The sequence below is a fragment of the Siccibacter colletis genome, assembly GCF_025914095.1.
GTDB lineage: Bacteria > Pseudomonadota > Gammaproteobacteria > Enterobacterales > Enterobacteriaceae > Siccibacter > Siccibacter colletis.
Map to the genome: position 1 here is coordinate 1,111,158 of NZ_CP074352.1, position 24,936 is coordinate 1,136,093.

Sequence of the window (24,936 nt, forward strand, 5' to 3'; positions counted from 1 at the left end):
CGTTTGCGTTAAATGTGTCTTTAAGACTTAACTCAATACTGGTTAAGGATTCATTAAGATAGTCTTGATTAGACTGTATTCAATTTTCTGACTGGTATTAATTAAACGTGATGTCTGTTAAACGCTGTTTTCTTTTTTATATTCTTCTGGCATTTCACCCGCTGGCGCAGGCCGCCACCGACAATAGCGATAAAGGCTGGTTCGCCACCTTCACCGATAACGTGGTGCAGACGTGGAACGAACCTCAGCACTACGATCTTTACGTGCCGGCGATCACCTGGCATGCGCGCTTCGCCTATGACAAAGATAAAACGGATGAATACAACGAGCGCCCGTGGGGGGCCGGTATCGGCCAGTCGCGCTGGGATGAGAAGGGCAACTGGCACGGCCTGTACGCAATGGCGTTTAAGGATTCGTACAACAAATGGGAACCCTTCATCGGTTATGGCTGGGAGAAAACATGGCGTCCGCTGGCGGATGACAATTTCCGGCTTGGGCTGGGGTATACCGCCGGTGTGACGGCGCGCGATAACTGGAAGTACATCCCGATACCTGCCGTGCTGCCGCTGGCGTCTGTTGGCTATGGCCCGGCGACATTCCAGATGACCTATATCCCCGGCACGTACAATAACGGTAACGTTTACTTTGCCTGGTTCCGCTTCCAGTTTTAAAAGAAATGTAAACGCCATAACAGGCGCTTAGGATATATCCCTTATAAATTAAAGGGAAAAAGCGAAGCCCCGTTTTGGAAACGAGACTTTTATCACTTTTTCGCAAAGATCCGCTGGACAAAAGGCGCCACAATTGTTGTACTGATGCCCGACACAGCATTTGTGTCCATTTTCATGTAAAGGTAATATTGATGTCTAAGATTAAAGGTAACGTTAAGTGGTTTAATGAGTCCAAAGGATTCGGTTTCATTACTCCGGAAGATGGCAGCAAAGACGTGTTCGTACACTTCTCTGCGATCCAGAGCAATGGTTTCAAAACTCTGGCTGAAGGTCAGCGTGTAGAGTTCGAAATCACTAACGGTGCCAAAGGCCCTTCAGCTGCTAACGTAATGCCTATCTAAGCTTACGAAGCACAAGTTTCAAAAACCCGCTCACCGAGCGGGTTTTTTTTGTGCTTTTTTCAGCCTCAGTAAAAAAGATAGAGCCGCAAAAACGCCACTATCATTATCGCGCTTACTGCCAGCGTGCTCAGGTTTATCATCTTCTCTTGCATATCAGCCTCCGGAATTTTTCCAGAGGATGGCAGAAGAACATTAAGACCAGATGAAGCGCGTTAGCGGGCCATCGCGCTATTCACCAGCCAGAATGCCAGCGCGGTCATCGCCAGTGAGCCAACGAGGTTCAGCGCCAGATTAAGCGCAGCCCACGCATAACGTCCGTCCTGCAGCAAAAACACCACTTCGGCGGAAAAGGTCGAGAACGTGGTTAGCCCGCCGCACAGGCCGGTAGTGATGAGCAGCTTCCACATCGGGTCGAGCTGCGGCATACGGTTAAACCATGCCAGCCCGGCACCAATAATAAACGCCCCAATCAGATTCGCCGTCAGCGTACCCAGCGGAATGGCCTGATGCGCCGGATTGAGGCGCAGACTGAGAAACCAGCGCGCCAGACTTCCCATGCCGCCGCCAACAAATACTGCCAGAACAAGATTCACCGTGACGCTCTCTTTTTGTTTGTCAGAAACGCAGTGTAACGCGTGCGACGGCGAGCTGACTATCCGGTATATACTCGGAATGCCACCCCGTTCAGTGAGGATTGAGTATGAGAGCCGCAATCGGGCAGTTTGCCGTAACGCCGGATACGCGCACCAACGCGCAAACCTGCATCCGCTTGATGGCTCAGGCCGCAGCGGGCCAGGCCGACATGCTGGTGCTACCGGAGGCGCTACTGGCGCGTGACGACAGCGATCCGGATCTGAGCGTCAAATCGGCCCAGTATGAGGATGGCGACTTTTTGCGGCGGCTGCTCAGGGAGAGCGCCGGGAACACCCTGACGACGATCCTGACGCTGCATGTGCCCACCTCTGACGGGCGCGCGACCAACACGCTGTTCGCGCTGCGCGGCGGCCAGATTATTGCCCGCTACCAGAAGCTCCATCTTTATGATGCTTTTTCCATACAGGAGTCGCGGCGGGTAGATGCCGGCCACAGCATACCGCCGTTGATTAACGTCGCCGGGATGCGCGTCGGGCTGATGACCTGCTACGACCTGCGCTTCCCCGAACTGGCGCTGGCGCATGCGCTCAGAGGCGCCGAGGTGCTGGTACTGCCCGCGGCCTGGGTGCGCGGCCCGTTGAAAGAGCATCACTGGCAGACGCTGCTCGCCGCCCGGGCGCTCGATACTACCTGCTGGATAGTGGCGAGCGGGGAGTGCGGTACACGCAATATTGGTCAGAGCAGGGTGGTCGATCCGCTGGGCGTCACCGTGGCGGCTGCCGCGGAGGAGCCTGCGCTGCTGTTTGCCGAGCTGAGCGCGCTGCGGGTCGCGGAAGTTCGTGAGCGCTTACCTGTGCTGGCAAATCGCCGCTTTGCGCCGCCGCAGCTGTCGTGACGTTTTTTTAATCAGTGCTTGATTCATCTTGTTACAGCTTGCTATTGTGTATCCGGCCAGGTTCCCCGTTAAATATAAGGGTTCTGAGCCGCGAAGTTCGCAGCCTGTTTTCTAAAGAAGGTATTTATGGGTGAGATAAGTATTACCAAGCTGCTGGTGGTTGCTGCACTGGTCGTCCTGTTGTTTGGTACCAAAAAATTACGCACGCTGGGTGGCGATCTCGGTGCTGCCATCAAAGGCTTCAAAAAAGCCATGAACGATGACGATACCAGCGCAAAAAATGCATCAGACGCGGCTGCCGCGCCGGGCGAACGACTCTCTCACAAAGAGTAACGGCGTCAGCAAACAGCAATAAAAAAACCGGCACACAGGCCGGTTTTTTTATGCAGTGAGAAAAGTGTTACCTGACGTAACCGCCTTATTTCACTTCCATCCCTTTCGCCTGCAGGTCGGCGTGGTAGGACGAACGCACGAACGGGCCACAGGCCGCATGGGTAAAGCCCATCGCCAGCGCTTCGGCTTTCATCTCTTCAAATTCATCCGGGCTGACATAACGCTGCACCGGCAGGTGATGGCGGCTTGGCTGCAGATACTGGCCCAGCGTCAGCATGGTAACGCCGTGACGACGCAGGTCGCGCATCACGTCGACGATTTCAGCATTGGTTTCGCCGAGGCCCACCATCAGGCCGGATTTGGTCGGCAGATGCGGATGGGCTTCCTTGAAGCGCTCCAGCAGTTTCAGCGACCACGCGTAGTCTGCACCCGGACGTACCTGGCGATAGAGACGCGGCACGTTCTCCAGGTTGTGGTTAAACACGTCTGGCGGCGTGGCGGTGAGGATCTCCAGCGCCTTATCCATACGACCACGGAAATCCGGCACCAGCGTTTCAATTTTGATGGTCGGGTTTTTGTCACGGATGGCGCTGATGCAGTCGGCAAAGTGCTGAGCACCGCCGTCGCGTAGATCGTCGCGGTCCACTGAGGTGACAACCACATAGCGCAGCGCCATATCAGCGATGGTCTGCGCCAGTTTCAGTGGCTCGTTGGCATCAGGCGCAACAGGGCGACCATGAGCCACGTCACAGAACGGACAGCGACGGGTGCAGATAGCGCCGAGGATCATGAAGGTCGCGGTGCCGTGGTTGAAACACTCCGCAAGGTTCGGGCAAGAGGCTTCTTCGCACACGGAGTGCAGGCCGTTCTTGCGCATCGCCGCTTTGATACCCTGAATGCGGGACGAGTCTGCCGGAAGTTTGATTTTCATCCACTCCGGTTTTCTGAGCAGCGTCTCGCGCTCGGTCACCACATTTTTAACCGGGATAAGGGCCATTTTATCGGCGTCGCGGTACTTAACACCGCGTTCCATCACAATGGGTTTACTCATAGCGTGCGTGTTCCAGTTGCGGATATCGAAGGAAAGCGTTTCAGATAAATTGAATTTTGTATTTATCAACTATTTTTGAAACAACGCCACGCAGTATAACATTGATACTGGCCTGAAAGCAGCCCGGTGGGCATGAAATGGAAAAAGAATTGTAAAACGGTTGTTACTTTGTGGCCGCGTCGAGGTTAATCGATAGTCAACCTCGACATCTGCGTCGGCTCATGGGAAGGCTTTCTGAATCGCATCAATGATGCTCTGCATCATCGGATCGCGCAGGCTGAGCTTGTTGTAATGCAGCGTGGTATCGAGCCGGTCATCGTTGAACAGGGCGGTATCAATCTCCACCAACCGCCAGCTCTCGCGGAACATCTCAAACAGACGCGCCGGCATAATGCCAATCAGATCGCAGCTGCTGATCATCGCTGCGACGGTCACCATGTTGTAACTGCTGAACGCCACCTGCAAATTAGGGAACAGGCTGTTAAGACGTTTGCGTATTTCATTCACAGAGTCGTTCTGCAGAGTTATCAGCGCCTGCTCATGGGCCTGCAGTTGCTCAAGCGAAACGGAGGGTTGACTGCACGGATGACCCTCACGGCATACCATCACCAGCCGGTCGCGGAACAGCAGATGGCTACCGATGGTACGTGACGTATAGGTTGCCCCGTCCACTACCAGGTCGGTCTGAAACTGGCTGAGCTGGGTTTCGGTATCGCTGATGGCCACATTGCGGATCAGTAAATTAGGATTGGCGTTCTGAATGGCGCTATAAAGCAGGGGAATGACCTGGGCACCAACCGACGGCGAAGTGGCAATGGTAATAGTGCGCTGCTTGTTGTGCGACCCGTGAAAATCCAGTGCACCGAGAATCGATTCCAGTCCCTGGCTAATATATTCGTGCAGGTGCGTGGCATAAGCCGTGGGAGTAACGCCCTGGCCTTTACGAATAAATAACGGGTCAGGAAATATATGGCGTAATTTCTGGATGGACTGGCTGATTGCAGACGGCGTCAGATTAAGAATTTTCGCAGCGTTGACAATTCCCTTGTGGACGTAAACCGCTTCGAAAATGGTTAACAGATTAAGATCAATGTTACGCAAAGTCCTGAATATCTCGCGCTTTCGCTCATCGTCCTGAGGTGAAATCATATGTTCAGAGGTGCCCTTATATTCCACGCCAACTCTCCAGATATATTCACATAGTGAATAATAGTTTACTTTCGGTATTTTGATTATTGTTGTTGTCTGTTATTTCATCAAAATGCGCCGACAGTCATCCTTAATAGCTATAATTAACGCCGCTAAATGCTCTCATCACTTTTCGCCGTAAGAATGGGCCTAATGTGGAACGCTGCGCAGGTAAATTATTGTCAATTAAATATTTGTCTTTGGGACGCAACGAAAATATATAAAAGAGTTTCCAAAGTAAAGCAGCAATGTTAAATCCTGGAGATGGCCTGTTATGCAACAGACCATAATGGAAGTGAATTTCTTAACTGATATTTTCTACTGGCGGATTGTTGAGCAAAGCGAGGAAATGACGCACCAGCAGCGGCTGAACGCGATCAACCGTCGCGTCAGGCAGCAGATCGCTGACCTGAACCATCTCCATTCCGGCATAGCCGCAGGGGTTGATGCGACGGAAAGGCGACAGATCCATCGCGATGTTCAGCGCCAGGCCGTGAAAAGAGCAGCCTTTACGAATGCGCAGCCCCAGCGAGCAGATCTTCTGCCCGGCAACGTACACACCCGGGGCGTCAGGACGAGCGTAAGCTTCAATGCCCAGTTCCGCCAGCGTATTGACCACGGTATTTTCCAGCGCGCTGACCAGCTCGCGCACGCCAAGCTTGCGGCGCTTGAGGTTTAACAGGACGTACATCACCTGCTGGCCTGGCCCGTGATAGGTCACCTGGCCGCCACGATCGCTCTGTACTACCGGAATATCGCCTGCCGCCAGCACGTGCTCGGCTTTGCCCGCCTGTCCCTGGGTAAATACCGGGTAGTGCTCAACCAGCCAGATCTCGTCGGCAGTGTGCTCATCACGGGTATCGGTAAAATCATGCATTGCCTGCGATACGGGTTCATAGGGCTGCAGGCCAAGGTGGCGGATCAGAATCTTATCCTGAGGCAAAACGGCATCTCCGGGGAGAAGAAAAGGTGCGGGGAGTATATCACAGCCGGGGGAGGCAATACCCGGCGTGCGCCGGGTAATGGATCAGAGCACCATGCGAACGATGTCGATGTTGCCAAGCTCTTCATACAGGGTTTCAACCTGCTCGATATGCGTGGCGGTGATGGTGATGGAAACCGAATGGTAATTCCCTTTGCTGCTCGGTTTTACCTGCGGGGTGTAATCGCCAGGCGCATGGCGCTGGACCACTTCAACCACCATATCAACCAGCTCAGGTTTCGCCAGACCCATCACTTTGTAAGTAAACGGGGTAGGGAATTCCAGCAGTTCATTCAGTTTGGTTTTCATGTCAGCTCCGGTAGTGCGTATATAAAGAAACACTCCCGCCAGAAGCGGGAGTGTGGATATGCATAGTATATGGGGATGGAAATTACACTTTCAAGCGGTGATTTTTTAGCCAAACCAGTGGTGGAACATCAGTTTGATATAATCAATAATGCGACCAAAGAAGTTACCTTCCTCGATCTGCTCCAGCACCACCAGCGGGCGCTGTTCAATAGTTTTGCCATCCAGCTGGAAGTTGATGGTGCCGACCACCTGGTTTTTCTGCAGCGGGGCGTGCAGCTCAGGCGTATTCAGCACGTAGCTGGCTTTCAGATCCTTCAGACGACCACGCGGGATGGTCAGATAAAGATCTTTGTCCACGCCCAGCGAAGCACGATCGCTGTCACCGAACCAGGCCGGCTCAGAGGCGAACTCTTTACCCGCTTTCAGCGGATTGACGGTTTCGAAGAAGCGGAAGCCCCAGGTCAGCAGCTTTTTACTTTCGGCTTCACGGCCTTTGAAGGTACGACCGCCCAGTACGGCGGACACCAGGCGCATCTGGCCTTCGGTCGCGGAGGCCACGATGTTATAACCCGCTTTTTCGGTATGACCGGTTTTGATACCGTCCACGTTCAGGCTGTTATCCCACAGCAGACCGTTACGGTTGGTCTGGCGAATGCCATTGAAGGTGAACTCTTTTTCGCGATAAATAACGTACTCAGCCGGGACGTCACGGATCAGCGCCTGACCAATCAGCGCGATGTCGCGCGCGGAGATGTACTGGCCTTCTGCGTCCAGGCCGTGCACGGTCTGGAAGTGGGTATTCTTCAGACCCAGCGCCGATACGTAGCTGTTCATCAGGCCCACAAACGCGTCCTGGCTACCGGCCACGAAGTCGGCCATCGCCACACAGGCGTCATTACCGGACTGCAGGTTGATGCCGCGGATCAGCTGGGATACCGGCACCTGCATGCCTGGCTTCAGGAACATCAGCGAAGAGCCTTTGAATACCGGGTTGCCGGTCGCCCACGCGTCCTGGCCGATTGTCACCAGATCGGACTCTTTAAATTTACCCGCTTTCATCGCCTGGCCGATGACGTAGCTGGTCATCATTTTGGTCAGACTGGCCGGATCGCGACGCTGGTCGGCGTTCTGCTCCGCCAGTACTTTGCCGGAGTTGTAATCGATCAGGATATAGGCTTCAGCATCAATCTGAGGCACGCCCGGGATCATGGTTTTGATGTTCAGGTCGTCTGCGTGGGCGGCAGAGAGTGCCGTGACGGAGAGCGCCGTGGCGAGCGCGAAGCGCGTTACAAAGCGAGCAGTAGGAGTGGTCTTCATGGTCTGTACAACGACATCCGTGATGGAATTAAAAAAGTGCTTCACTATAGCAAATGCCTTACGGGCTGGCATCTGACTTTGCGCGTGAGTTTGTTACGGTGCTTTACACAAACTGACAAAGTCAGATGCCCGGATTTACTGGGCGGAGGCGGCGATAAACGACTGCTGCTGCGACTCATTCAGCAGGCGCTGTTGGATGGCCGCTGCTTCGCTGCGACTGCTGAACGGCCCGAGCTGGATGCGGTAAACTGCACCGTTCTGGTTCACTTTGCCCGGCACGCCGTACTGCTGCGTCAGTTTCTGTAAGAACTGCTGGGCGCGCGCGCCGTCGCTGACCGCGCCAACCTGCAGCATGTACCCCTGTGCGGAAGACGCTGCAGGCGCTGCGCTGGCGGCCGGTGCGCTCTGCGTGACCGTGCCCTGGGTGGTGCCCGGCGCGGTGACCGGCGTATTTGGGGTATTGCCCGCTGCGACTGCCGGGGCTGCACTCTGTACCGGCGTAGCGGTGACCGGCTGAGGCTGGGCTGGCGCGTCGCTTTCCAGTACGCCGGCCGTCAGCGGGGCCGGGGCACCGAGGAAGCCGCCGCTTTTCACCGGGGCGCCGAGGTTATCTTCACTTTGCAGCGTGTCGTTGTTAATAGCACGCACGTCGCTCTGGGTCGCTACCGGCTGCGGGGCCGACGAGACGCTACCCATCCCGCCGCTCAGATCCGGGCGTGCCGGGAGAGCGTAAGTTTGTTTCGCCACGGTGGTGCAGGCCATGCCCGGCCCGGAGAGCGAACCATCCTGAGCAACGATAATAGGGTCGATGCGTACTTTGGTGTTGTTGGAGGTGTTCAGGCGATCGGCAGAGGCGCGGGAGAGGGAGATTACCCGATCGTTACCGTAAGGGCCACGATCGTTAATACGCACCACGATCATGCGGCCATTCGCCAGGTTAGTGACGCGCGCGTAGCTCGGGATCGGCAGCGTTGGATGCGCAGCGGTCAGCTGCATAGCATCGAATGGCTCCCCGGACGCGGTCAGGTTGCTGCCCGGCTCGGCGTCATAGATAGCGGCAAGCCCCGCCTGGGAGAAGCGCGACGCATCCTGCACGATACGGTAGTTTTTGCCGTCCCGCTGATAGTCCTGATTTACCGACGGGTTGAGCGGCTCATAGCGCGGCTCTGCACCGCTAATTTCCACTATCGGACCATTACAGACGGCAGGCTGCGGCGCCACCTGTTGCTGCGGTTGCCCGCTATCATTACCCGTACAGGCGGACAGTAATCCTGCCGCGATGCATATACCAAGCCATTGCTTACGCATTGCGCACCTCTTAAACACTTTTAGACAGCATTTTCCTGTGGGTATGCATCGACATCACGATGCCAAATCCCGCCATAAGCACAATCAGGGCCGAGCCGCCATAGCTCACCAGCGGCAGCGGCACGCCAACCACCGGTAAGATACCGCTCACCATCCCAATATTCACAAACACATAGACAAACAGAATCAGCATCAGCCCGCCCGCCATCACGCGACCAAAGGTGGTCTGGGCATGGGCGGCAATCCACAGGCCGCGCATAATCAGCAGCAGGTACAGCGCCAGCAGCACCAGCACGCCAATCAGCCCCAGCTCTTCCGCCAGTACCGCAAAGATGAAGTCGGTATGGCGCTCGGGCAGAAACTCCAGCTGCGACTGGGTGCCGTGCAGCCAGCCTTTGCCGCTCAGCCCGCCAGAGCCGATAGCAATTTTAGACTGAATAATATGATAGCCCGCCCCCAGCGGATCGCTTTCCGGATCGAGCAGCATCATCACGCGCTGGCGTTGATAATCGTGCATCAGGAAGAACCACAGGATGGGGATAAACGCCGCCAGCAGCAGCGCTGCGATACCAATCAGGCGCCAGCTTAAGCCGGCCAGGAACAGCACGAACAGGCCGGAAAGCGCCACCAGAATTGAGGTGCCGAGGTCGGGCTGCGCCGCTACCAGCAGCGTTGGCATGAAAATCAGCACCAGCGCGATACCGGTATTTTTCAGGCTTGGCGGGCAGACGTCACGGTTGATGAAGCGCGCCACCATCAGCGGCACCGCGATTTTTGCGATCTCTGACGGCTGGAAGCGGACGATACCCAGATCGAGCCAGCGCTGTGCGCCCTTGGAGATAGCCCCAAAAGCATCCACCGCCACCAGCAGGATCACGCAGACGATATACAGATAGGGCGCCCAGCCTTCGTACACCCTGGGCGGAACCTGGGCCATCACGATCATGACGACCATTCCCATCAGGATCTGACCGATTTTGCGCTCGGTCATGCCAATGTCCTGACCGCTGGCGCTCCAGATCACCAGCGCGCTGTAGGCCAGCAGCGCCAGAATAATTAGCAGGAAGATGGGGTCGATATGGATTTTATCCCAGAACGACTTTTTATTCGGGTTATCGGTCATGGTTACTGGTCCTCAGCCCCTGCCTGAGCGGGCGCTTCAGCAGGCAAATCGGTGTTGTTATCGCCCAGCATAATGTGGTCGAGGATCTGGCGCATGATGGTGCCAACTGCCGGACCGGCACCGCCGTTTTCCAGGATCATGGCCACGGCGACCTGCGGTTTATCGTAAGGGGCGTAGGCGGTCATCAGCTTGTGGTCGCGCAGGCGTTCAGAAATTTTATGCGCGTTATAGGTCTCGTTAGCTTTCAGGCCGAATACCTGGGCCGTACCCGACTTCGCGGCGGCTTTATACGGCGCGCTGGCGAAGTACTTATGACCGGTGCCGTTAGCGCGGTTCGCCACGCCATACATCCCGTCTTTGGCGATTTCCCAGTAGCCGGAGTGGATATCGCCCACCGGCGGCTGTTCCGGCTGCTTCCATAGCTGCTGCTTGCCGTCTATCACGGTGCTCATCAGCAGGTGCGGAACTTTAACGATGCCGTCGTTAATCAGGATCATCATCGCTTTGTTCATCTGTAGCGGGGTGGCGGTCCAGTAGCCCTGACCGATGCCCACCGGAATGGTATCGCCCTGGTACCACGGCTTTTTAAAGCGCTTGAGCTTCCACTCACGCGTCGGCATGTTGCCGGAGCGCTCTTCGGCAAGATCGATGCCGGTAAAATGACCGTAGCCGAACTTGCTCATCCACTCGGAAAGGCGGTCGATGCCCATGTCGTACGCCACCTGGTAGAAGAAGGTATCCGCGGACTCCTCCAGTGATTTGGTGACGTTCAGACGACCGTGGCCCCATTTCTTCCAGTCGCGGTAGCGTTTTTCACTGCCCGGCAGCTGCCACCAGCCAGGATCGAACAGCGAGGTATTGCGATTGATGACCCCGGCGCTCAGGGCAGAGACCGCAACATACGGCTTCACGGTTGACGCCGGCGGGTAGACGCCCTGAGTAGCGCGGTTAATCAGCGGCGTGTTCGGATCGTTGAGCAGGCCGGAGTAATCTTTGCTTGAGATGCCATCCACGAACAGGTTCGGGTTGTAGCTTGGCGTGGAAACCAGCGCCAGAATGCCGCCGGTACGCGGATCGCTGACTACCACTGCGGCACGGCTACCCTGCAACAGGGTTTCGATATAGGTTTGCAGCTTCAGGTCGATGGTCAGATAGATATCATGCCCGGCCTGGGGCGAAACCTCTTTCAGCTGGCGGATCACGCGGCCGCGGTTGTTCACCTCGACCTCTTCATAGCCGGTCTGGCCGTGGAGCGTGTCTTCGTAATAGCGCTCAATCCCGAGTTTGCCGATATCATGCGTGGCGGCGTAGTTCGCCAGCTTGCCGTCCTTATCCAGACGGTCGATATCTTTATCGTTGATCTTTGAGACGTAGCCGATGACGTGCGTCAGGGCTGAGCCATAGGGGTAGAAGCGGCGCTTATAGCCTTTAACTTCCACGCCCGGAAAACGGTACTGGTTCACGGCAAAGCGCGCGACCTGCACTTCCGTCAGGTTGGTTTTTACCGGAATAGAGGTGAAGCGGTGGGAACGGGCGCGCTCTTTCTTGAAAGCGGCAATATCATCATCATTGAGGTCGACCACGTCGCGCAGCGCTTCGAGCGTCTGCTGCACGTTATCTACCTTCTCCGGCATCATCTCTACCTGATAGATAGTGCGATTCAGCGCCAGCGGGATGCCGTTGCGGTCGTAAATAATGCCGCGGCTCGGCGGAATGGGCACCAGCTTGATGCGGTTTTCGTTGGAGCGGGTCTGATAGTCGTTGAAGCGCAGGATCTGCACGGTGTAGAGATTGGCAACCAGAACGCCGGTTAACAGCAGAATGCCGATAAAGGCGATCAGCGCCCTGCGCACAAACAGTGCGGACTCTGCCGAATAATCGCGAAAAGAATTCTGTAATTTCATCCGCAGCTTAATCTACCTGATCGCGTCTATTCACGATGATATGGGTGATTGGTGGTGATGCTCCATGCACGATACAGACTTTCGGCCACCAGTACCCTGACCAGCGGATGGGGCAGGGTCAGCGCCGAAAGCGACCAGCTCTGCTCCGCCGCGGCTTTACAGGCGGGGGACAGACCCTCCGGGCCACCGATAAGCAAACTGACATCACGGCCATCGAGCTTCCAGCGCTCCAGCTCCGTCGCCAGTTGCGGGGTATCCCAGGGCTTGCCAGGAATATCGAGCGTGACGATGCGGTTTTTACCGGCAGCCGCCAGCATCAGTTCGCCCTCTTTTTCGAGGATACGCTTTATATCGGCATTTTTGCCGCGTTTTCCAGCAGGAATTTCTACCAGTTCAAACGGCATATCCTTGGGGAAGCGGCGTAAATATTCGCTAAAGCCGGTCTGTACCCAGTCGGGCATTTTGGTGCCGACGGCGACCAGTTGGAGCTTCACGCATCAGCTCCAGAGTTTTTCCAGCTCATACAGGCGACGGCTCTCTTCCTGCATGACGTGGACCATCACATCGCCGAGATCAACCACAACCCAGTCGGCGGCGCTTTCACCTTCAACCCCGAGCGGGATCAGGCCAGCGGCACGTGATTCCTGAACGACGTGGTCAGCAATAGAGACAACGTGGCGCGTAGAGGTGCCGGTACAGATAATCATACAGTCGGTGATGCTCGATTTGCCCTGGACGTCCAGCGCAACAATATCCTGACCTTTCAGATCGTCGATCTTATCGATGACGAAATCCTGGAGTGCTTTACCCTGCAAGTGTATCCCCCTGGGAACAGTAACGTTGATGATGACACCGGATGGCGCATCGCAAGCCTGACGAGCAGGCCCGGCCTGTAGGCAAGTGGGCTATCATCCCACTGCCAGCACAAGTTTGCATCGCCATTTTTGTAAAACAATTTCAAATTCAGCGTGGCGCGTAGCCTCAAATCTGGCTGCGGAGAATATCAGCCTGGCAAACCCTGTCAATGTTTCAGCAGAATTATCCACATGAATACGCCGCCCCTGGAATTTATGCCGTCTGGCTGTCGGTGTGGTAGAGGCGGTGCGCGCGAATATAATTTTCCACTGCTTCAGGCAGCAGCTCGCGGCAGGACTGGCCGCGCTGAAGGCGCTGCCGAATGGCAGTAGCCGAGATATCCACCAGCGGCGTGTCGGCAAGCCAGATACGGCCTGCCGGTTCCTGATGCAGGAGGGCCGGGTCGTTGGTCAGATGGGCTTCCAGCCAGCGCTGTTCTTCTTCGCTTTTCATCTGCACCGGATAGCCCGGGCGGCGACAGACCAGAATGTGGCACAGCGACAGCAGGCGCCCGGCGTGATACCAGGTGGGAAGCGTCAGCAGTGAGTCCTGACCGATAATGAATGCCAGCGGACGTGTATAACCTTGCTCTTCACGCCACTGCGCGAGGGTGTCAGCAGTATAGGATGGCGTGGTGCGCTGCAGTTCGCGTTCATCGAGCGCGAACAGCGGGTTATCGGCAATTGCCAGAGCCACCATCTCTTTGCGCTGAATACTGCTGGCCATCGGCTGCGGGCGGTGGGGCGGCACGTTGTTCGGCATGATGGTGATACGCGCCAGCTTGACCTGCTGCGCCAGCGCCTCGACTACGCGCAGATGGCCGCAGTGGATAGGGTCGAAAGTGCCGCCGAACAGGGCGTGTAGCGCCATGCTCATCTCAACGCACCGAAAGCAGGGGGGCGAGGGACTTATGGCACAGCAAGAGCGACAGTGCTTCCAGCTCTGACCATACCGACTGGCCGAAATCCTGCTTTATCGTCAGCTCGATCTGACACAGCTGATGTACCGCACTGCTTAGCTGTGCGGCGGAAAGCCGGGCCAGAGCATCGGTTACCAGCTGGCGACGATTCTGCCAGACCCGCTGTTTGTCAAACAACGCGCGCAGCGGCGTGTGGGCGGATGCGCGTTGCAGGTTAACCAGCTGCAGCAGTTCTCGCTGTAGCGTACGCAGCAGGATCACCGGCTCGCTACCCTCCAGACGAAGCTGCTGCAGAATATGCAGCGCGCGTTTGCTCTTGCCGGCCAGCAGGGCGTCCACCCAATGGAAGGGGGTAAAATGCGCCGCATCGTTGACCGCTTCTTCAACCCGCGGCAGCGTCAGCTTGCCGTCAGGCCACAGCAATGACAGTCGCTCCAGCGCCTGGGCCAACGCCAGAAGATTACCTTCATAGCAGTAACACAGCAGCTGGTTGGCGGCATCATCAAGCGAGAGCTTCATCTGCTTCGCCCTGGCAGCGACCCAGCGCGGTAGCTGTGCCTGTTCCGGCGTCTGGCAGCTCACCTGCACCGCACGCTGTGTCAGCCCTGCGATCCAGGCGGCGTTTTCCTGGGCTTTGGTCAGCTTGTTGCCCCGCACGATCAGCAGTAAGTCGTCATGCAGCAGGCTGACCAGCGTCGCGAGTTGTTCATTGATGGCGGCGTTGGGGCCGTTGTCGGGCAGCAGCAGCAACAGCGTCTGGCGGCTGGCGAACAGGCTCATCTCCTGGCACAGCGCAAACAGCTGTTGCCAGTCGGTGCTGGCGTCGATAGCAAAGGTATGGTGTTCTTCGAAGCCTGCCGCGGCAGCGGCACGGCGCACGGCGTCCTGACTCTCCTGCAGCAGCAACGGATCGTTACCAAGCAGCAGATACGCCAGGCGCAGCCCCTCATGGAGCTGCGCCTGGAGTTGTTCAGGGTAAAGCCGAATCATTGCGGTGTAAGCGTGGTGGAAACGCGGTTACTGTTTTCCGGATTGGTCGGCGCAGGCGCCGCCTCATCTTGTGCTTTGGTTGCCGCCGCATCCTGAGCATGAACGCTCATCAGCTTACGAATCAGCTGCTCAGCGGCTTTGTCGTACATCTCCTGCACAATCAGCGCCTGCTCAGAGTCTTTTGCCAGAGCGGTCTGCGGGTTATCGAAGAAGGAACGATAGACCTTTGTGCTGATAGGGTAGACGTCATGCCCCGGAATCAATACCTGACCCGATACGTTCATCACCATCTGGTACTCCGCCGTGCGGCCATTCTGGAACACCGACGCGGTGTCTTTCGAGATGGACGCGCCGCCGATACGCAGCGACGGAATATCCTGACGCAGAGAGCCTTTTTCGATCAGCGTTACGCCGTTAAGACGCAGCTGTTCACGAATGGCACGCGCCAGCGGACCGTTTGGATCCGAGGTGTCAAAGATCATGGTTTTCATTTCAGGCGGCACCGCAGTGGTGCTGCGCAGATGCCAGCCACATCCGGCGGTGACCAGCACCGCCAGGCTTACTAATAAAGTCACCAGATATCGCACACTTCCTCCTGCGCTTAGCCTACAACCAGGTTAAGCAGTTTGCCGGGAACGTAAATCACTTTACGCACGGTCACGCCGTCGAGATATTTTGCCACCAGGTGTTCCTGGCCCGCGCGTTCACGCACTTGTTCTTCTGTTGCATCTGCGGCAACGGTTATTTTGCCACGCACTTTGCCGTTGACCTGCACCACAACCAGGGTGGTGTCTTCCACCATGGCGCTCTCATCCGCCTGCGGCCACGGCGCGTTGTCGATATCACCTTCGCCTTTCAGCTCCTGCCACAGCGTAAAGCTGACGTGCGGGGTGAACGGATAGAGCATGCGAACCACGGCCAGCAGCGCTTCGTTCATCAGCGCGCGATCCTGTTCGTTCTCCTGCGGTGCTTTCTGCAGGCGGTTCATCAGCTCCATGATGGCGGCGATGGCGGTGTTGAAGGTCTGACGACGACCCACATCATCGGTGACTTTGGCGATGGTTTTATGAACCTCGCGACGCAGCGCTTTCTGATCGTCGCTCAGCGCAGCGATGTTTATTGCAGGTGCTTCGCCAGCCGCGGTGTGTTCGTAAACCAGTTTCCAGACGCGTTTCAGGAAGCGGTTAGCACCTTCCACGCCGGATTCCTGCCATTCGAGGGTCATGTCGGCCGGGGAGGCGAACATCATGAACAGACGCACGGTGTCTGCGCCGTAACGTTCAACCATCTCCTGCGGATCGATGCCGTTGTTTTTCGACTTCGACATTTTGCTCATGCCGGTATACACCAGCTCGTGGCCCGCGGCGTCGCTCGCTTTAATAATGCGGCCTTTCTCGTCACGCTCGAAGATGGCCTCTTTCGGGGAGACCCAGTTACGCTCGCCGTTCGCGCCAACGTAATAGAAGGCATCCGCCAGCACCATACCCTGACACAGCAGTTGCTTAGCCGGCTCGTCGGAATTTACCAGGCCCGCATCGCGCATCAGCTTGTGGAAGAAGCGGAAGTAGAGCAGGTGCATGATGGCGTGTTCGATACCGCCGATATAGATGTCTACCGGCAGCCAGTAGTTGGCGGCGTCGGAATCCAGCATACCTTCCTGGTGCTGCGGGCAGGTATAACGCGCGTAGTACCAGGAGGACTCCATAAAGGTGTCGAAGGTGTCGGTTTCACGCAGGGCCGGCTGGCCGTTTACGGTCGTTTTCGCCCACTCCGGGTCGGCTTTAATCGGGCTGGTAATGCCGTCCATCACCACGTCTTCCGGCAGGATCACCGGCAGCTGGTCTTCCGGGGTTGGCATCACGGTGCCGTCTTCCAGCGTGACCATTGGGATCGGTGCGCCCCAGTAGCGCTGACGGGAAACGCCCCAGTCGCGCAGACGGTAGTTAACTTTACGCTCGCCAACGCCTTTGGCTGCCAGCTTATCGGCGATAGCGTTGAAGCCCGCGGTGTAATCAAGGCCATCGAACTCGCCGGAATTAAACAGCACGCCCTTCTCGGTCAGCGCCTGTTCGGAGAGATCCGGCGCGCTGCCGTCGGCGGCAAGAATAACCGGTTTGATGGTTAAACCGTATTTAGTAGCGAACTCGTAATCGCGCTGATCGTGGCCCGGAACCGCCATCACCGCACCGGTGCCATATTCCATCAGCACGAAGTTGGCGGCCCATACCGGAATAGCGTCGCCGGTCAGCGGGTGAATCGCTTTGATGCCGGTATCAACGCCTTTTTTCTCCATGGTCGCCATTTCAGCTTCGGCAACCTTGGTGTTACGGCATTCGGCAATGAAATCGCCCAGCGCCGGGTTAGCGGCGGCTGCAGCCTGTGCCAGCGGGTGACCTGCGGCTACCGCCAGGTAGGTCACGCCCATGAAGGTGTCCGGGCGGGTGGTGTAAACCGTCAGCTTCTCGTCGCTGTTCTGCACGTCGAAGGTAATTTCCACGCCTTCCGAGCGGCCAATCCAGTTGCGCTGCATGGTCTTAACGGTGTCAGGCCAGTGATCCAGTTTGTCCAGATCGTTGAGCAGTTCGTCAGCGTAGGCGGTGATTTTAATAAACCACTGCGGGATCTCTTTACGCTCAACTTTGGTGTCGCAGCGCCAGCAGCAGCCGTCGATTACCTGTTCGTTAGCCAGCACGGTCTGATCGTTCGGGCACCAGTTCACCGCCGACGTTTTCTTGTACACCAGGCCTTTTTTATACAGCTCGGTAAAGAACTTCTGCTCCCAACGGTAATATTCCGGTTGGCAGGTCGCCAGCTCGCGGCTCCAGTCATAACCGAAGCCCAGCATTTTGAGCTGGTTTTTCATGTAGTTGATGTTGTCGTAGGTCCAGGGAGCAGGCGCCGTGTTGTTTTTTACCGCGGCCCCTTCAGCCGGCAGGCCGAACGCATCCCAGCCGATAGGCTGCAGAACGTTTTTGCCGAGCATGCGCTGATAGCGGGCAATCACGTCGCCGATGGTGTAGTTACGAACGTGGCCCATGTGTAGACGACCAGAAGGATAGGGCAGCATCGAGAGGCAGTAGTACTTCTCTTTGCTCGGGTCTTCAGTCACTTCAAAAGTGCGCTTCTCTTCCCAGTGAAGCTGTACGTTGGATTCTATCTCTTCCGGGCGATATTGCTCTTGCATGGCAGCCAGTGGTCCTGTGTTAAAGCAGCTACAGCGGTAGCTAAAGGTAGTATTTCAGATCCGCATAGCATAGCCGATTAGCCCGCCTCGCAACAGTCTTTCCCGGCAGAGATGTTTGCCTTGCGGCGCGGCTCGCAATCATCTGCTCTGCTATGCGCTCTTTGCACTCCTTTACAGCAGATGTGGCTCTGCTAACAAAGCGACAGGCAATTAACGTCTATTATTAGAAGAGGTTACCTGACAGGAGATAAATACGCATGAACAAGGTTGCTCAATATTACCGGGAGCTGGTGACCCAACTCACCGAGCGTCTGCGCAATGGCGATCGCGATATCGACGCTCTGGTGGCCAGCGCGCGTGAACGCGTCTCGCAAACCGGGGAGCTGACGCGCACTGAAATCGATGAGGTAACCCGGGCGGTACGCCGCGATCTGGAGGAGTTTGCCAGAAGCTATAACGAAAGCCAGGATGAATTTACCGATGGCGTGTTTATGCGCGTCATCAAAGAGAGCCTGTGGCAGGAGCTGGCCGACATCACTGACAAAACCCAGCTGGAGTGGCGCGAAGTGTTCCAGGATCTCAATCACCACGGGGTCTATCACAGCGGTGAAGTGGTGGGGCTCGGCAACCTGGTGTGCGAAAAGTGCCACTATCACCTTGCCGTATATACGCCCGACGTGCTGTCGCTATGCCCGAAATGCGGGCATGACCAGTTCCAGCGTCGGCCATTTGAGCCGTAATAAAAAAGCCTTCCATCCGGAAGGCTTTTTTGATGCAAGCAGCGAAACGCTTAGTGCAGTATTTTTGCCAGGAAGTCCTTGGCGCGCTCGGATTTCGGGTTGGCGAAGAACTCCTCTTTATTGGCGTCCTCAACGATTTTCCCTTCATCCATAAAGATGACGCGATGCGCTACTTTGCGCGCGAAGCCCATTTCGTGGGTTACCACCATCATGGTCATCCCTTCCTGTGCCAGCTCGACCATCACGTCCAGCACTTCGTTGATCATCTCGGGATCGAGTGCAGAAGTTGGCTCGTCAAACAGCATCGCTACCGGGTCCATACACAGTGCACGGGCAATCGCCACACGCTGCTGCTGACCGCCAGAGAGCTGCGCCGGAAATTTATTGGCGTGCGCCGACAGCCCGACGCGCTCCAGCAGCTTCAGGCCTTTCTCACGCGCGGCGGCTTTGTCGCGCTTGAGGACCTTCACCTGCGCCAGCGTCAGGTTTTCGATGATGGAGAGATGCGGGAACAGTTCAAAGTGCTGGAACACCATGCCAACCCGGGAGCGCAGCTGCGCAAGGTTGGTTTTCTTGTCGTTCACCTTGATGCCGTTTACGGCGATGTCGCCCTGCTGAACCGGCTCCAGCCCGTTCACCGTTTTAATCAGCGTGGATTTTCCGGAACCCGATGGGCCGCAGACCACGACCACTTCGCCTTTTTTCACCTCGGTTGAGCAGTCGGTCAGCACCTGAAAGTGACCATACCATTTTGAAACATTTTTCAGGGAAATCATGACACTGTCCTTTTCTTCAGATAGCTGACCAGCAACGAGGCGCTCAGGCTGATAACAAAGTAAACAAAACCGGCAAAGAGGATCATCTCAACCTGCGTACCGTCACGCTCACCGATAGTGGAGGCGGTGCGGAAGAAGTCCGCAAGGCTCAGGACGTACACCAGCGAGGTGTCCTGGAACAGGACGATCCCCTGGGTCAGCAGCAGCGGTACCATGGCGCGGAACGCCTGCGGCAGAATGATGAGCTTCATCGACTGCCAGTGGGTCATGCCCAGCGCCAGCGCGGCGTGGGACTGCCCGCGGGAGATGCTCTGGATACCGGCGCGAATAATTTCCGAGTAGTAGGCGGCTTCAAACATCGAAAACGCCACCATCGCGGAAATCAGGCGGATATCCGACGTCGGCGACAGCCCCAGCACCTGTTGCAGCAGGCCGGGTACAATCAGGTAGAACCACAGCAGCACCATCACCAGCGGGATGGAGCGGAAGACGTTGACATAGCTGCTGGCAAACCAGGCCAGCGGCTTAAAGGTGGACAGGCGCATTACCGCCAGCAGCGTACCCCAGACAATCCCCACCACCACAGCCGTGAGGGTGATCTTCATGGTGATGATCATCCCGTCAAGCAGGTACGGCATGGCAGGGACAATAGAACTCCAGTCAAACTCGTACATTATTTGCCCCCCATGTTGCCCGGCAGGCGAATTTTGCGCTCGACCAGATTCATCACCAGCATAATCACGGCGTTAATGACCACGTAAGCAAGCGTAATGGCGGTGAACGACTCCCAGGCGTGGGCCGAGTAGTCGAGTAACTTGCCCGCCTGCGCCGCCATATCCACCAGACCAATCGTCGAGGCGATGGCGGAGTTTTTCACCAGGTTCATCATCTCGGAGGTCATCGGGGGCACGATCACGCGATAGGCGTTAGGCAGCAGCACGTAACGGTAGGTTTGTGGCAGGGTGAGGCCCATTGCCAGACCCGCATTCTTTTGCCCGCGCGGCAGCGACTCAATCGCCGCACGGACCTGCTCGCAGACGCGCGCAGCCGTAAACAGCCCGAGACAGATCATGGACGAGACGAAGAACTGAATATTTGGGTCCAGCTCCGCTTTAAACCACATGCCGATATCTTCAGGCAGCAGCTCCGGCACCACCAGATACCAGGTAAAGAACTGCACGATCAGCGGGACGTTGCGGAACAGCTCAACGTAGCAGGTGCCGATTGCGGATAAGAAACGATTAGGAACCGTACGCAGAATGCCAAACAGGGAACCGACCAGGAAAGCGATAATCCAGGCGCTGATCGACAGGGCGACGGTAACCTGAAAACCACTCCACAACCAGCCGAGATAGGTGGTGTTGCCGAACGGGGCGGACTGCAGAAAGATCCCCCAGTTCCAGTCTATAGACATAATACACTCCGAAAAAATGAGGGTAGCAGCGCTACCCTCGAAGATTGTTAAGAAGCTGTTTACCCTTAGCGTTCAGGCGTCACGCTGTTTTTTTGCCGTGCCGTTTGAGGGGCCGGCTGTGTTACCTGTACCTGCCGGGTAATTCGCGCCCGATGGGGAACGGCCATCAGGCGTATAGTCTGTCCGTGCTTCAGAGCAATCGTGAGGGCAGGAGGTCCCGCCCCTAATGGTTGTAATTAGTTAAGTGCCTTGTCGTTTGGCGCTTTGAACAGGGCTTTCATCTCTTCAGAAAGCTCAAAGTTCAGGTTCAGGTTTTTCGGTGGGATTGGGTTTTTAAACCAGGTATCAAACCATTTCGCGCCTTCGCCGGAGGTTTCCACTTTGGCGATGGTGTCGTCGATCAGCTTTTTGAACTCGGTGTCACCCTTGCGCAGCATACAGCCGTAGGCTTCCTGAGACTGGGCAGTACCGACGATATCCCACTGATCCGGTTTCTTCGCTTTCGCGCGCTCGCCGGCAAGCAGGGCATCATCCATCATAAACGCCACCGCACGACCGCTCTCCAGCGTACGGAAAGAGTCACCGTGATCTTTCGCGCTGATGATGCGCATATCCATTTTCTTCTCGTCGTTCAGCTTATGCAGCAGCACTTCAGAGGTGGTGCCGGAGGTCACGACCACGGCTTTACCTTTGAGGTCCGGGAAGTCCTTAATCGCGCCGCCTTTTTTGGTCAGCAGACGGGTGCCGACAACGAAGATGGTGTTAGAGAAAGCTGCCTGTTTCTGGCGCTCAAGGTTGTTAGTGGTGGAGCCACACTCAAAATCAAAGGTGCCGTTCTGCAGCAGCGGAATACGGTTCTGAGATGTGATAGGGATCAGTTTGACCTGCAGATCCGGTTTGTTGAGTTTGGTTTTAACTGCCTCAACAATCGCATTTGAGTAAGCCTGGGAGTAGCCGACCACTTTCTGTTGGTTATCGTAGTACGAGAATGGTACGGATGATTCACGATGGCCGACGACGATCACGCCGTTTTTGGCGATCTTATCCAGCGTGCTCGACTGCGCGGAGCCAGCAGCGTCTTCAGCGTGAGCCACGCCAGCGCTGACACCCATTACCAGCATTGCAGCGGCCAGTTTACGTAATTGCATATCCAACTCCTTTATCGCAGCGCCAGTGACGCTGTTGATACCCATGTGAGTGCGTATGTTGTTATGTCTGCCGTAATATCGCGCAGTATTGTTGCTATTTGTTAACATTCAGCCTGGCTTGATGTAAAGATTTCGCTATTAAATTGTTTATTTTTGCGAAGCGCGCCGCACCATTTAAAGGCAAAAATCTTTCCATGCACCATTCTGGTGCTGCTGTTGTCCCGCACTGGTGCAGATGAGGCTGTCAGGCCTGACATCACGGCGGATGGCTAATCTGTTGATAAGTAATAAGCAAGGGATGTGCCAGAAATGGTAAACGCGGAGCGGGGAACAAAAAAAAGCCCGCAGAGGCGGGCTTTGAGGGATTATGCCTTACGACGTCGAGCGCGCAGGCTGGCAATCAGCGCGACAAATCCGGCCAGCGCGGTGAGCGCCCACAGCGGCCAGTTACCAAAACGCGCATAAGGCGTCAGGCCGGTGGTTGGCGTAACCTCAGCGACCAGCGTCTGCCGCGTGAACTGCGGGATCATCGACTGGACTTCGCCCTGCGGGCCAATCACCGCCGTCACGCCGTTGTTGGTGCTGCGCAGCAGCGGTCGCGCCAGCTCCAGCGCGCGCATACGCGCCATCTGGAAGTGCTGCCACGGGCCGATGGAGTGGCCAAACCAGGCATCGTTGGAGATAGTGAGCAGGAAATCGGTATCCGGACGGAAGTTGTCCCGCACCTGCTCGCCGAGAATGATCTCGTAGCAGATCGCGGCCGTCATTTTAAAACCGTGCGCGCTAAGCTGGGGCTGGACGTAAGGCCCGCGGCTGAACGAGGACATCGGCAGGTCGAAGAACGGGGCCAGCGGACGCAGAATGCTTTCCAGCGGCACAAACTCGCCAAACGGCACCAGATGGTTTTTGTTGTAGCGGTTAGGGGAGGTGTAGCTGTAAGGGCTGCCCTCGCCGAGGGTAATGATGGTGTTGTAGGTGTCGTAACGGTTTTTGCCGTTCAGACGCGCATCCACCAGACCGGTAATTAATGTACTGTTACGCGCGCGCAGCAGCGAGTCCATGGTGGAGAGCAGACGCTGCTGGTTAATCTCCAGGTCCGGAATAGCGGATTCCGGCCAGATAATCAGCTGGGATTTACCCATCTGCGCCTGCGTCGCGGAGGTGTAGATATCCAGCGTGCGATACAGCTCGTCCTCATTCCACTTTAGCGCCTGAGGGATATTGCCCTGCACCAGCGCAACCTGAGTGGTACGCTCCGGCACGGCGCTAAACCAGCTCAGATAGCGCAGCGGCCAGACCAGGGCAAACAGCGCCACGGCCAGCGCCAGCGGACGCCAGTTACGGTGTGCTGCCGCCAGCACCAGCATACCGCTTATCGCCATCAGCAGGACGGTGATGCTCTCCACCCCGAGGATCGGCGCCAGGCCTTTTAACGGCCCGTCAATCTGGCTATAGCCAAACTGCAGCCACGGGAAACCGGTAAGCACCCAGCCGCGCAGGAATTCACTGCACTGCCACACCACCGGTGCGGCGATAACCAGCCTTACCCAGCCCGCAGTCGGCCACAGGCGCGTCAGCACCCCGGCAAACAGCCCGGTGTAGAGCGAGAGATATGCGGCAAGCAGAACCACCAGGAAGATATTTACTGGCTCCGGCATACCGCCGAACTGGGCGATACTGACGTAAACCCAGTTGACGCCGCTGCCAAACAGACCCAGCCCCCAGAAGAAGCCAATGGCGGCGCTTTGCCTGACGGTGCGATGCAGCGTGAGTCCCTGCAGCGCAACCAGTGAAATCAGCGCGGCGGGCCAGAAATCAAAAGGAGAAAAAGCCAGCGTACCGCTGGCTCCGAATAGCAGGGCCAGCAGCAGTCGAACTGGCTGGCGGTTATACCAGGAAACAACTTCCATTTGAATTATTCATCCAGGTTTGGCGGCGGGGCATCGTCCGGGAATTTGACATGGACCTGAATCACGCGGCGGCTGTCCGCCATCGCCACTTTGAACTGGTAACCATTAATGTCGATGGTTTCACCGCGCGCAGGGAGATGACCAAATGCCTGCATCACCAGGCCACCGATGGTGTCTACTTCATCATCGCTGAAGCTGGTGCCAAAGGTGTCGTTGAAATCTTCAATCGACGCCAGAGCGCGTACCGTCCACGTATGGCGGCTCAGCTGGCGGAAATCGATATCCTCTTCGTCATCGTATTCGTCTTCAATCTCGCCGACGATAAGCTCAAGAATATCTTCAATGGTCACAAGGCCCGACACGCCGCCGAACTCGTCAATCACAATCGCCATGTGGTAGCGCAGGGAGCGAAACTCTTTCAGCATGCGGTCTACACGCTTGCTTTCCGGCACCACAACAGCCTGACGTAGCACTTTATCCATGCTGAAGGCTTCCGCATCGCTGCGCATAAACGGCAGCAGATCTTTCGCCATCAGGATCCCTTCGATGTGATCCTTATCTTCACTGATGACCGGGAAACGCGAGTGGGCTGACTCAATAATGACGTCGAGACACTCATCCAGCGTCTGGTTGCGTTTCAGGGTGACCATCTGTGAGCGGGGGATCATGATGTCGCGGACGCGCTGGTCAGCAATATCCATCACCCCTTCAAGCATATCGCGCGTATCTTCATCGATAAGCTCGTTCTGCCCGGAATCACGAATCAAAGCCAGCAGCTCTTCACGGTTTTTTGGCTCGCCGTGGAAAAGCTGACTCAGAATGAGTGAGAAAAATCCTTTTTTAGTATTAGGTGAATCGCTACTGTGTGAATTGTCGTCGCTCATGGCGTTCGTTCAGGTTCTCGTGTTGGTTGATGTCTGCAAC

26 protein-coding genes are annotated in these 24,936 nt (G+C 56.4%); 5 read left to right on the forward strand and 21 right to left on the reverse strand.

The genetic code is table 11. The features are described from left to right. The first annotated feature begins 110 nt into the window (after window positions 1-110). Window positions 111-671: a lipid IV(A) palmitoyltransferase PagP gene (gene pagP / locus KFZ77_RS05335; RefSeq protein ID WP_264385650.1), complete on the forward strand. Its 561-nt coding sequence runs from the start codon at window positions 111-113 to the stop codon at window positions 669-671. Window positions 672-862: 191 nt separating this feature from the next. Continuing rightward, window positions 863-1,072 (forward strand): transcription antiterminator/RNA stability regulator CspE, encoded by a 210-nt coding sequence (gene cspE, locus KFZ77_RS05340; protein WP_004100146.1) that lies wholly within the window; start codon window positions 863-865, stop codon window positions 1,070-1,072. 212 nt (window positions 1,073-1,284) lie between these two features. On the opposite strand, the gene crcB is transcribed toward cspE, so the two are convergent. Further along, the gene (gene crcB, locus KFZ77_RS05345; RefSeq protein WP_264385651.1) at window positions 1,285-1,665 is read right to left on the reverse strand and encodes a fluoride efflux transporter CrcB; all 381 of its coding nucleotides are present in this window, start codon (window positions 1,663-1,665) and stop codon (window positions 1,285-1,287) included. 107 nt (window positions 1,666-1,772) lie between these two features. Between crcB and KFZ77_RS05350 the strand changes: the two genes are divergently transcribed. After that, window positions 1,773-2,561 (forward strand): deaminated glutathione amidase, encoded by a 789-nt coding sequence (locus tag KFZ77_RS05350; RefSeq protein WP_264385652.1) that lies wholly within the window; start codon window positions 1,773-1,775, stop codon window positions 2,559-2,561. A 126-nt stretch (window positions 2,562-2,687) separates the two neighbouring features. Next, window positions 2,688-2,894 (forward strand): twin-arginine translocase subunit TatE, encoded by a 207-nt coding sequence (tatE, locus tag KFZ77_RS05355; protein ID WP_031524837.1) that lies wholly within the window; start codon window positions 2,688-2,690, stop codon window positions 2,892-2,894. An 85-nt stretch (window positions 2,895-2,979) separates the two neighbouring features. Here tatE and lipA read toward each other — a convergent pair whose 3' ends face one another. The 14 genes from lipA to leuS all read right to left on the reverse strand — a co-directional run bounded on the left by lipA (window position 2,980) and on the right by leuS (window position 18,024). After that, complete coding sequence (lipA, locus tag KFZ77_RS05360) at window positions 2,980-3,945, reverse strand: lipoyl synthase (protein ID WP_264385653.1); 966 nt, start codon at window positions 3,943-3,945, stop codon at window positions 2,980-2,982. Between the two features lie 219 nt (window positions 3,946-4,164). Then, the gene (locus KFZ77_RS05365) at window positions 4,165-5,121 is read right to left on the reverse strand and encodes a YbeF family transcriptional regulator (protein ID WP_264385654.1); all 957 of its coding nucleotides are present in this window, start codon (window positions 5,119-5,121) and stop codon (window positions 4,165-4,167) included. A gap of 316 nt (window positions 5,122-5,437) precedes the next feature. After that, window positions 5,438-6,076: a lipoyl(octanoyl) transferase LipB gene (gene lipB / locus KFZ77_RS05370; RefSeq protein ID WP_264385655.1), complete on the reverse strand. Its 639-nt coding sequence runs from the start codon at window positions 6,074-6,076 to the stop codon at window positions 5,438-5,440. A gap of 84 nt (window positions 6,077-6,160) precedes the next feature. Next, window positions 6,161-6,424: a DUF493 family protein YbeD gene (ybeD, locus tag KFZ77_RS05375; RefSeq protein ID WP_024547821.1), complete on the reverse strand. Its 264-nt coding sequence runs from the start codon at window positions 6,422-6,424 to the stop codon at window positions 6,161-6,163. A 105-nt stretch (window positions 6,425-6,529) separates the two neighbouring features. Beyond that, window positions 6,530-7,741 (reverse strand): D-alanyl-D-alanine carboxypeptidase DacA, encoded by a 1,212-nt coding sequence (gene dacA, locus KFZ77_RS05380; RefSeq protein ID WP_031524844.1) that lies wholly within the window; start codon window positions 7,739-7,741, stop codon window positions 6,530-6,532. A 135-nt stretch (window positions 7,742-7,876) separates the two neighbouring features. Beyond that, the gene (gene rlpA, locus KFZ77_RS05385) at window positions 7,877-9,049 is read right to left on the reverse strand and encodes an endolytic peptidoglycan transglycosylase RlpA (RefSeq protein ID WP_264385656.1); all 1,173 of its coding nucleotides are present in this window, start codon (window positions 9,047-9,049) and stop codon (window positions 7,877-7,879) included. A 10-nt stretch (window positions 9,050-9,059) separates the two neighbouring features. Next, window positions 9,060-10,172 (reverse strand): peptidoglycan glycosyltransferase MrdB, encoded by a 1,113-nt coding sequence (gene mrdB, locus KFZ77_RS05390; protein WP_031524847.1) that lies wholly within the window; start codon window positions 10,170-10,172, stop codon window positions 9,060-9,062. Window positions 10,173-10,174: 2 nt separating this feature from the next. Continuing rightward, entirely contained in the window at window positions 10,175-12,076 is a 1,902-nt protein-coding gene (mrdA, locus tag KFZ77_RS05395; protein WP_031524849.1) for a peptidoglycan DD-transpeptidase MrdA, read from the reverse strand. 26 nt (window positions 12,077-12,102) lie between these two features. After that, on the reverse strand, window positions 12,103-12,570 hold the full coding sequence (gene rlmH / locus KFZ77_RS05400) for a 23S rRNA (pseudouridine(1915)-N(3))-methyltransferase RlmH (protein WP_024547826.1): 468 nt from the start codon (window positions 12,568-12,570) through the stop codon (window positions 12,103-12,105). Between the two features lie 3 nt (window positions 12,571-12,573). Then, window positions 12,574-12,891, reverse strand: a complete 318-nt coding sequence (gene rsfS, locus KFZ77_RS05405; RefSeq protein WP_031524851.1) for a ribosome silencing factor — start codon at window positions 12,889-12,891, stop codon at window positions 12,574-12,576. 253 nt (window positions 12,892-13,144) lie between these two features. Then, window positions 13,145-13,801, reverse strand: coding sequence for a nicotinate-nucleotide adenylyltransferase (nadD, locus tag KFZ77_RS05410; RefSeq protein WP_264385657.1), 657 nt, complete (start codon window positions 13,799-13,801; stop codon window positions 13,145-13,147). Window positions 13,802-13,808: 7 nt separating this feature from the next. Then, window positions 13,809-14,840: a DNA polymerase III subunit delta gene (gene holA, locus KFZ77_RS05415; protein WP_264385658.1), complete on the reverse strand. Its 1,032-nt coding sequence runs from the start codon at window positions 14,838-14,840 to the stop codon at window positions 13,809-13,811. Further along, window positions 14,837-15,427, reverse strand: a complete 591-nt coding sequence (gene lptE, locus KFZ77_RS05420; RefSeq protein ID WP_264385659.1) for an LPS assembly lipoprotein LptE — start codon at window positions 15,425-15,427, stop codon at window positions 14,837-14,839. Before lptE ends, holA begins: the two co-directional genes overlap by 4 nt. Before the next feature lie 14 nt (window positions 15,428-15,441). Further along, entirely contained in the window at window positions 15,442-18,024 is a 2,583-nt protein-coding gene (gene leuS, locus KFZ77_RS05425; RefSeq protein ID WP_264385660.1) for a leucine--tRNA ligase, read from the reverse strand. Between the two features lie 257 nt (window positions 18,025-18,281). Here leuS and KFZ77_RS05430 point away from each other — a divergent pair, with 257 nt between their 5' ends. Beyond that, window positions 18,282-18,764: a zinc ribbon-containing protein gene (locus tag KFZ77_RS05430; protein ID WP_031524856.1), complete on the forward strand. Its 483-nt coding sequence runs from the start codon at window positions 18,282-18,284 to the stop codon at window positions 18,762-18,764. 50 nt (window positions 18,765-18,814) lie between these two features. On the opposite strand, the gene KFZ77_RS05435 is transcribed toward KFZ77_RS05430, so the two are convergent. From KFZ77_RS05435 to corC, 6 genes are all read right to left on the reverse strand, one after another. Then, window positions 18,815-19,540 carry an amino acid ABC transporter ATP-binding protein gene (locus KFZ77_RS05435; protein WP_031524858.1) on the reverse strand — a complete coding sequence of 242 codons (726 nt, stop codon included), beginning with the start codon at window positions 19,538-19,540 and terminating at the stop codon, window positions 18,815-18,817. Further along, window positions 19,537-20,214, reverse strand: coding sequence for a glutamate/aspartate ABC transporter permease GltK (gene gltK, locus KFZ77_RS05440; RefSeq protein WP_031524860.1), 678 nt, complete (start codon window positions 20,212-20,214; stop codon window positions 19,537-19,539). Before gltK ends, KFZ77_RS05435 begins: the two co-directional genes overlap by 4 nt. Further along, entirely contained in the window at window positions 20,214-20,954 is a 741-nt protein-coding gene (locus KFZ77_RS05445; protein ID WP_031524861.1) for an amino acid ABC transporter permease, read from the reverse strand. Before KFZ77_RS05445 ends, gltK begins: the two co-directional genes overlap by 1 nt. Before the next feature lie 236 nt (window positions 20,955-21,190). Continuing rightward, window positions 21,191-22,102, reverse strand: a complete 912-nt coding sequence (locus KFZ77_RS05450; RefSeq protein ID WP_031524863.1) for an amino acid ABC transporter substrate-binding protein — start codon at window positions 22,100-22,102, stop codon at window positions 21,191-21,193. Window positions 22,103-22,467: 365 nt separating this feature from the next. Next, the gene (lnt, locus tag KFZ77_RS05455; protein ID WP_031524865.1) at window positions 22,468-24,012 is read right to left on the reverse strand and encodes an apolipoprotein N-acyltransferase; all 1,545 of its coding nucleotides are present in this window, start codon (window positions 24,010-24,012) and stop codon (window positions 22,468-22,470) included. Window positions 24,013-24,017: 5 nt separating this feature from the next. Continuing rightward, entirely contained in the window at window positions 24,018-24,896 is an 879-nt protein-coding gene (corC, locus tag KFZ77_RS05460; protein WP_031524867.1) for a CNNM family magnesium/cobalt transport protein CorC, read from the reverse strand. Window positions 24,897-24,936 lie beyond the last annotated feature (40 nt).

Coding starts and splice junctions, on each gene's coding strand:
- pagP (WP_264385650.1), top strand. CDS start 111: ATGTCTGTTAAACGCTGTTTTCTTTTTTATATTCTTCTGGCATTTCAC.
- cspE (WP_004100146.1), top strand. CDS start 863: ATGTCTAAGATTAAAGGTAACGTTAAGTGGTTTAATGAGTCCAAAGGA.
- KFZ77_RS05350 (WP_264385652.1), top strand. CDS start 1,773: ATGAGAGCCGCAATCGGGCAGTTTGCCGTAACGCCGGATACGCGCACC.
- tatE (WP_031524837.1), top strand. CDS start 2,688: ATGGGTGAGATAAGTATTACCAAGCTGCTGGTGGTTGCTGCACTGGTC.
- lipA (WP_264385653.1), bottom strand. CDS start 3,945: ATGAGTAAACCCATTGTGATGGAACGCGGTGTTAAGTACCGCGACGCC.
- ybeD (WP_024547821.1), bottom strand. CDS start 6,424: ATGAAAACCAAACTGAATGAACTGCTGGAATTCCCTACCCCGTTTACT.
- dacA (WP_031524844.1), bottom strand. CDS start 7,741: ATGAAGACCACTCCTACTGCTCGCTTTGTAACGCGCTTCGCGCTCGCC.
- rlpA (WP_264385656.1), bottom strand. CDS start 9,049: ATGCGTAAGCAATGGCTTGGTATATGCATCGCGGCAGGATTACTGTCC.
- mrdB (WP_031524847.1), bottom strand. CDS start 10,172: ATGACCGATAACCCGAATAAAAAGTCGTTCTGGGATAAAATCCATATC.
- mrdA (WP_031524849.1), bottom strand. CDS start 12,076: ATGAAATTACAGAATTCTTTTCGCGATTATTCGGCAGAGTCCGCACTG.
- nadD (WP_264385657.1), bottom strand. CDS start 13,801: ATGGCGCTACACGCCCTGTTCGGCGGCACTTTCGACCCTATCCACTGC.
- holA (WP_264385658.1), bottom strand. CDS start 14,840: ATGATTCGGCTTTACCCTGAACAACTCCAGGCGCAGCTCCATGAGGGG.
- leuS (WP_264385660.1), bottom strand. CDS start 18,024: ATGCAAGAGCAATATCGCCCGGAAGAGATAGAATCCAACGTACAGCTT.
- KFZ77_RS05430 (WP_031524856.1), top strand. CDS start 18,282: ATGAACAAGGTTGCTCAATATTACCGGGAGCTGGTGACCCAACTCACC.
- KFZ77_RS05435 (WP_031524858.1), bottom strand. CDS start 19,540: ATGATTTCCCTGAAAAATGTTTCAAAATGGTATGGTCACTTTCAGGTG.
- gltK (WP_031524860.1), bottom strand. CDS start 20,214: ATGTACGAGTTTGACTGGAGTTCTATTGTCCCTGCCATGCCGTACCTG.
- KFZ77_RS05445 (WP_031524861.1), bottom strand. CDS start 20,954: ATGTCTATAGACTGGAACTGGGGGATCTTTCTGCAGTCCGCCCCGTTC.
- KFZ77_RS05450 (WP_031524863.1), bottom strand. CDS start 22,102: ATGCAATTACGTAAACTGGCCGCTGCAATGCTGGTAATGGGTGTCAGC.
- lnt (WP_031524865.1), bottom strand. CDS start 24,012: ATGGAAGTTGTTTCCTGGTATAACCGCCAGCCAGTTCGACTGCTGCTG.
- corC (WP_031524867.1), bottom strand. CDS start 24,896: ATGAGCGACGACAATTCACACAGTAGCGATTCACCTAATACTAAAAAA.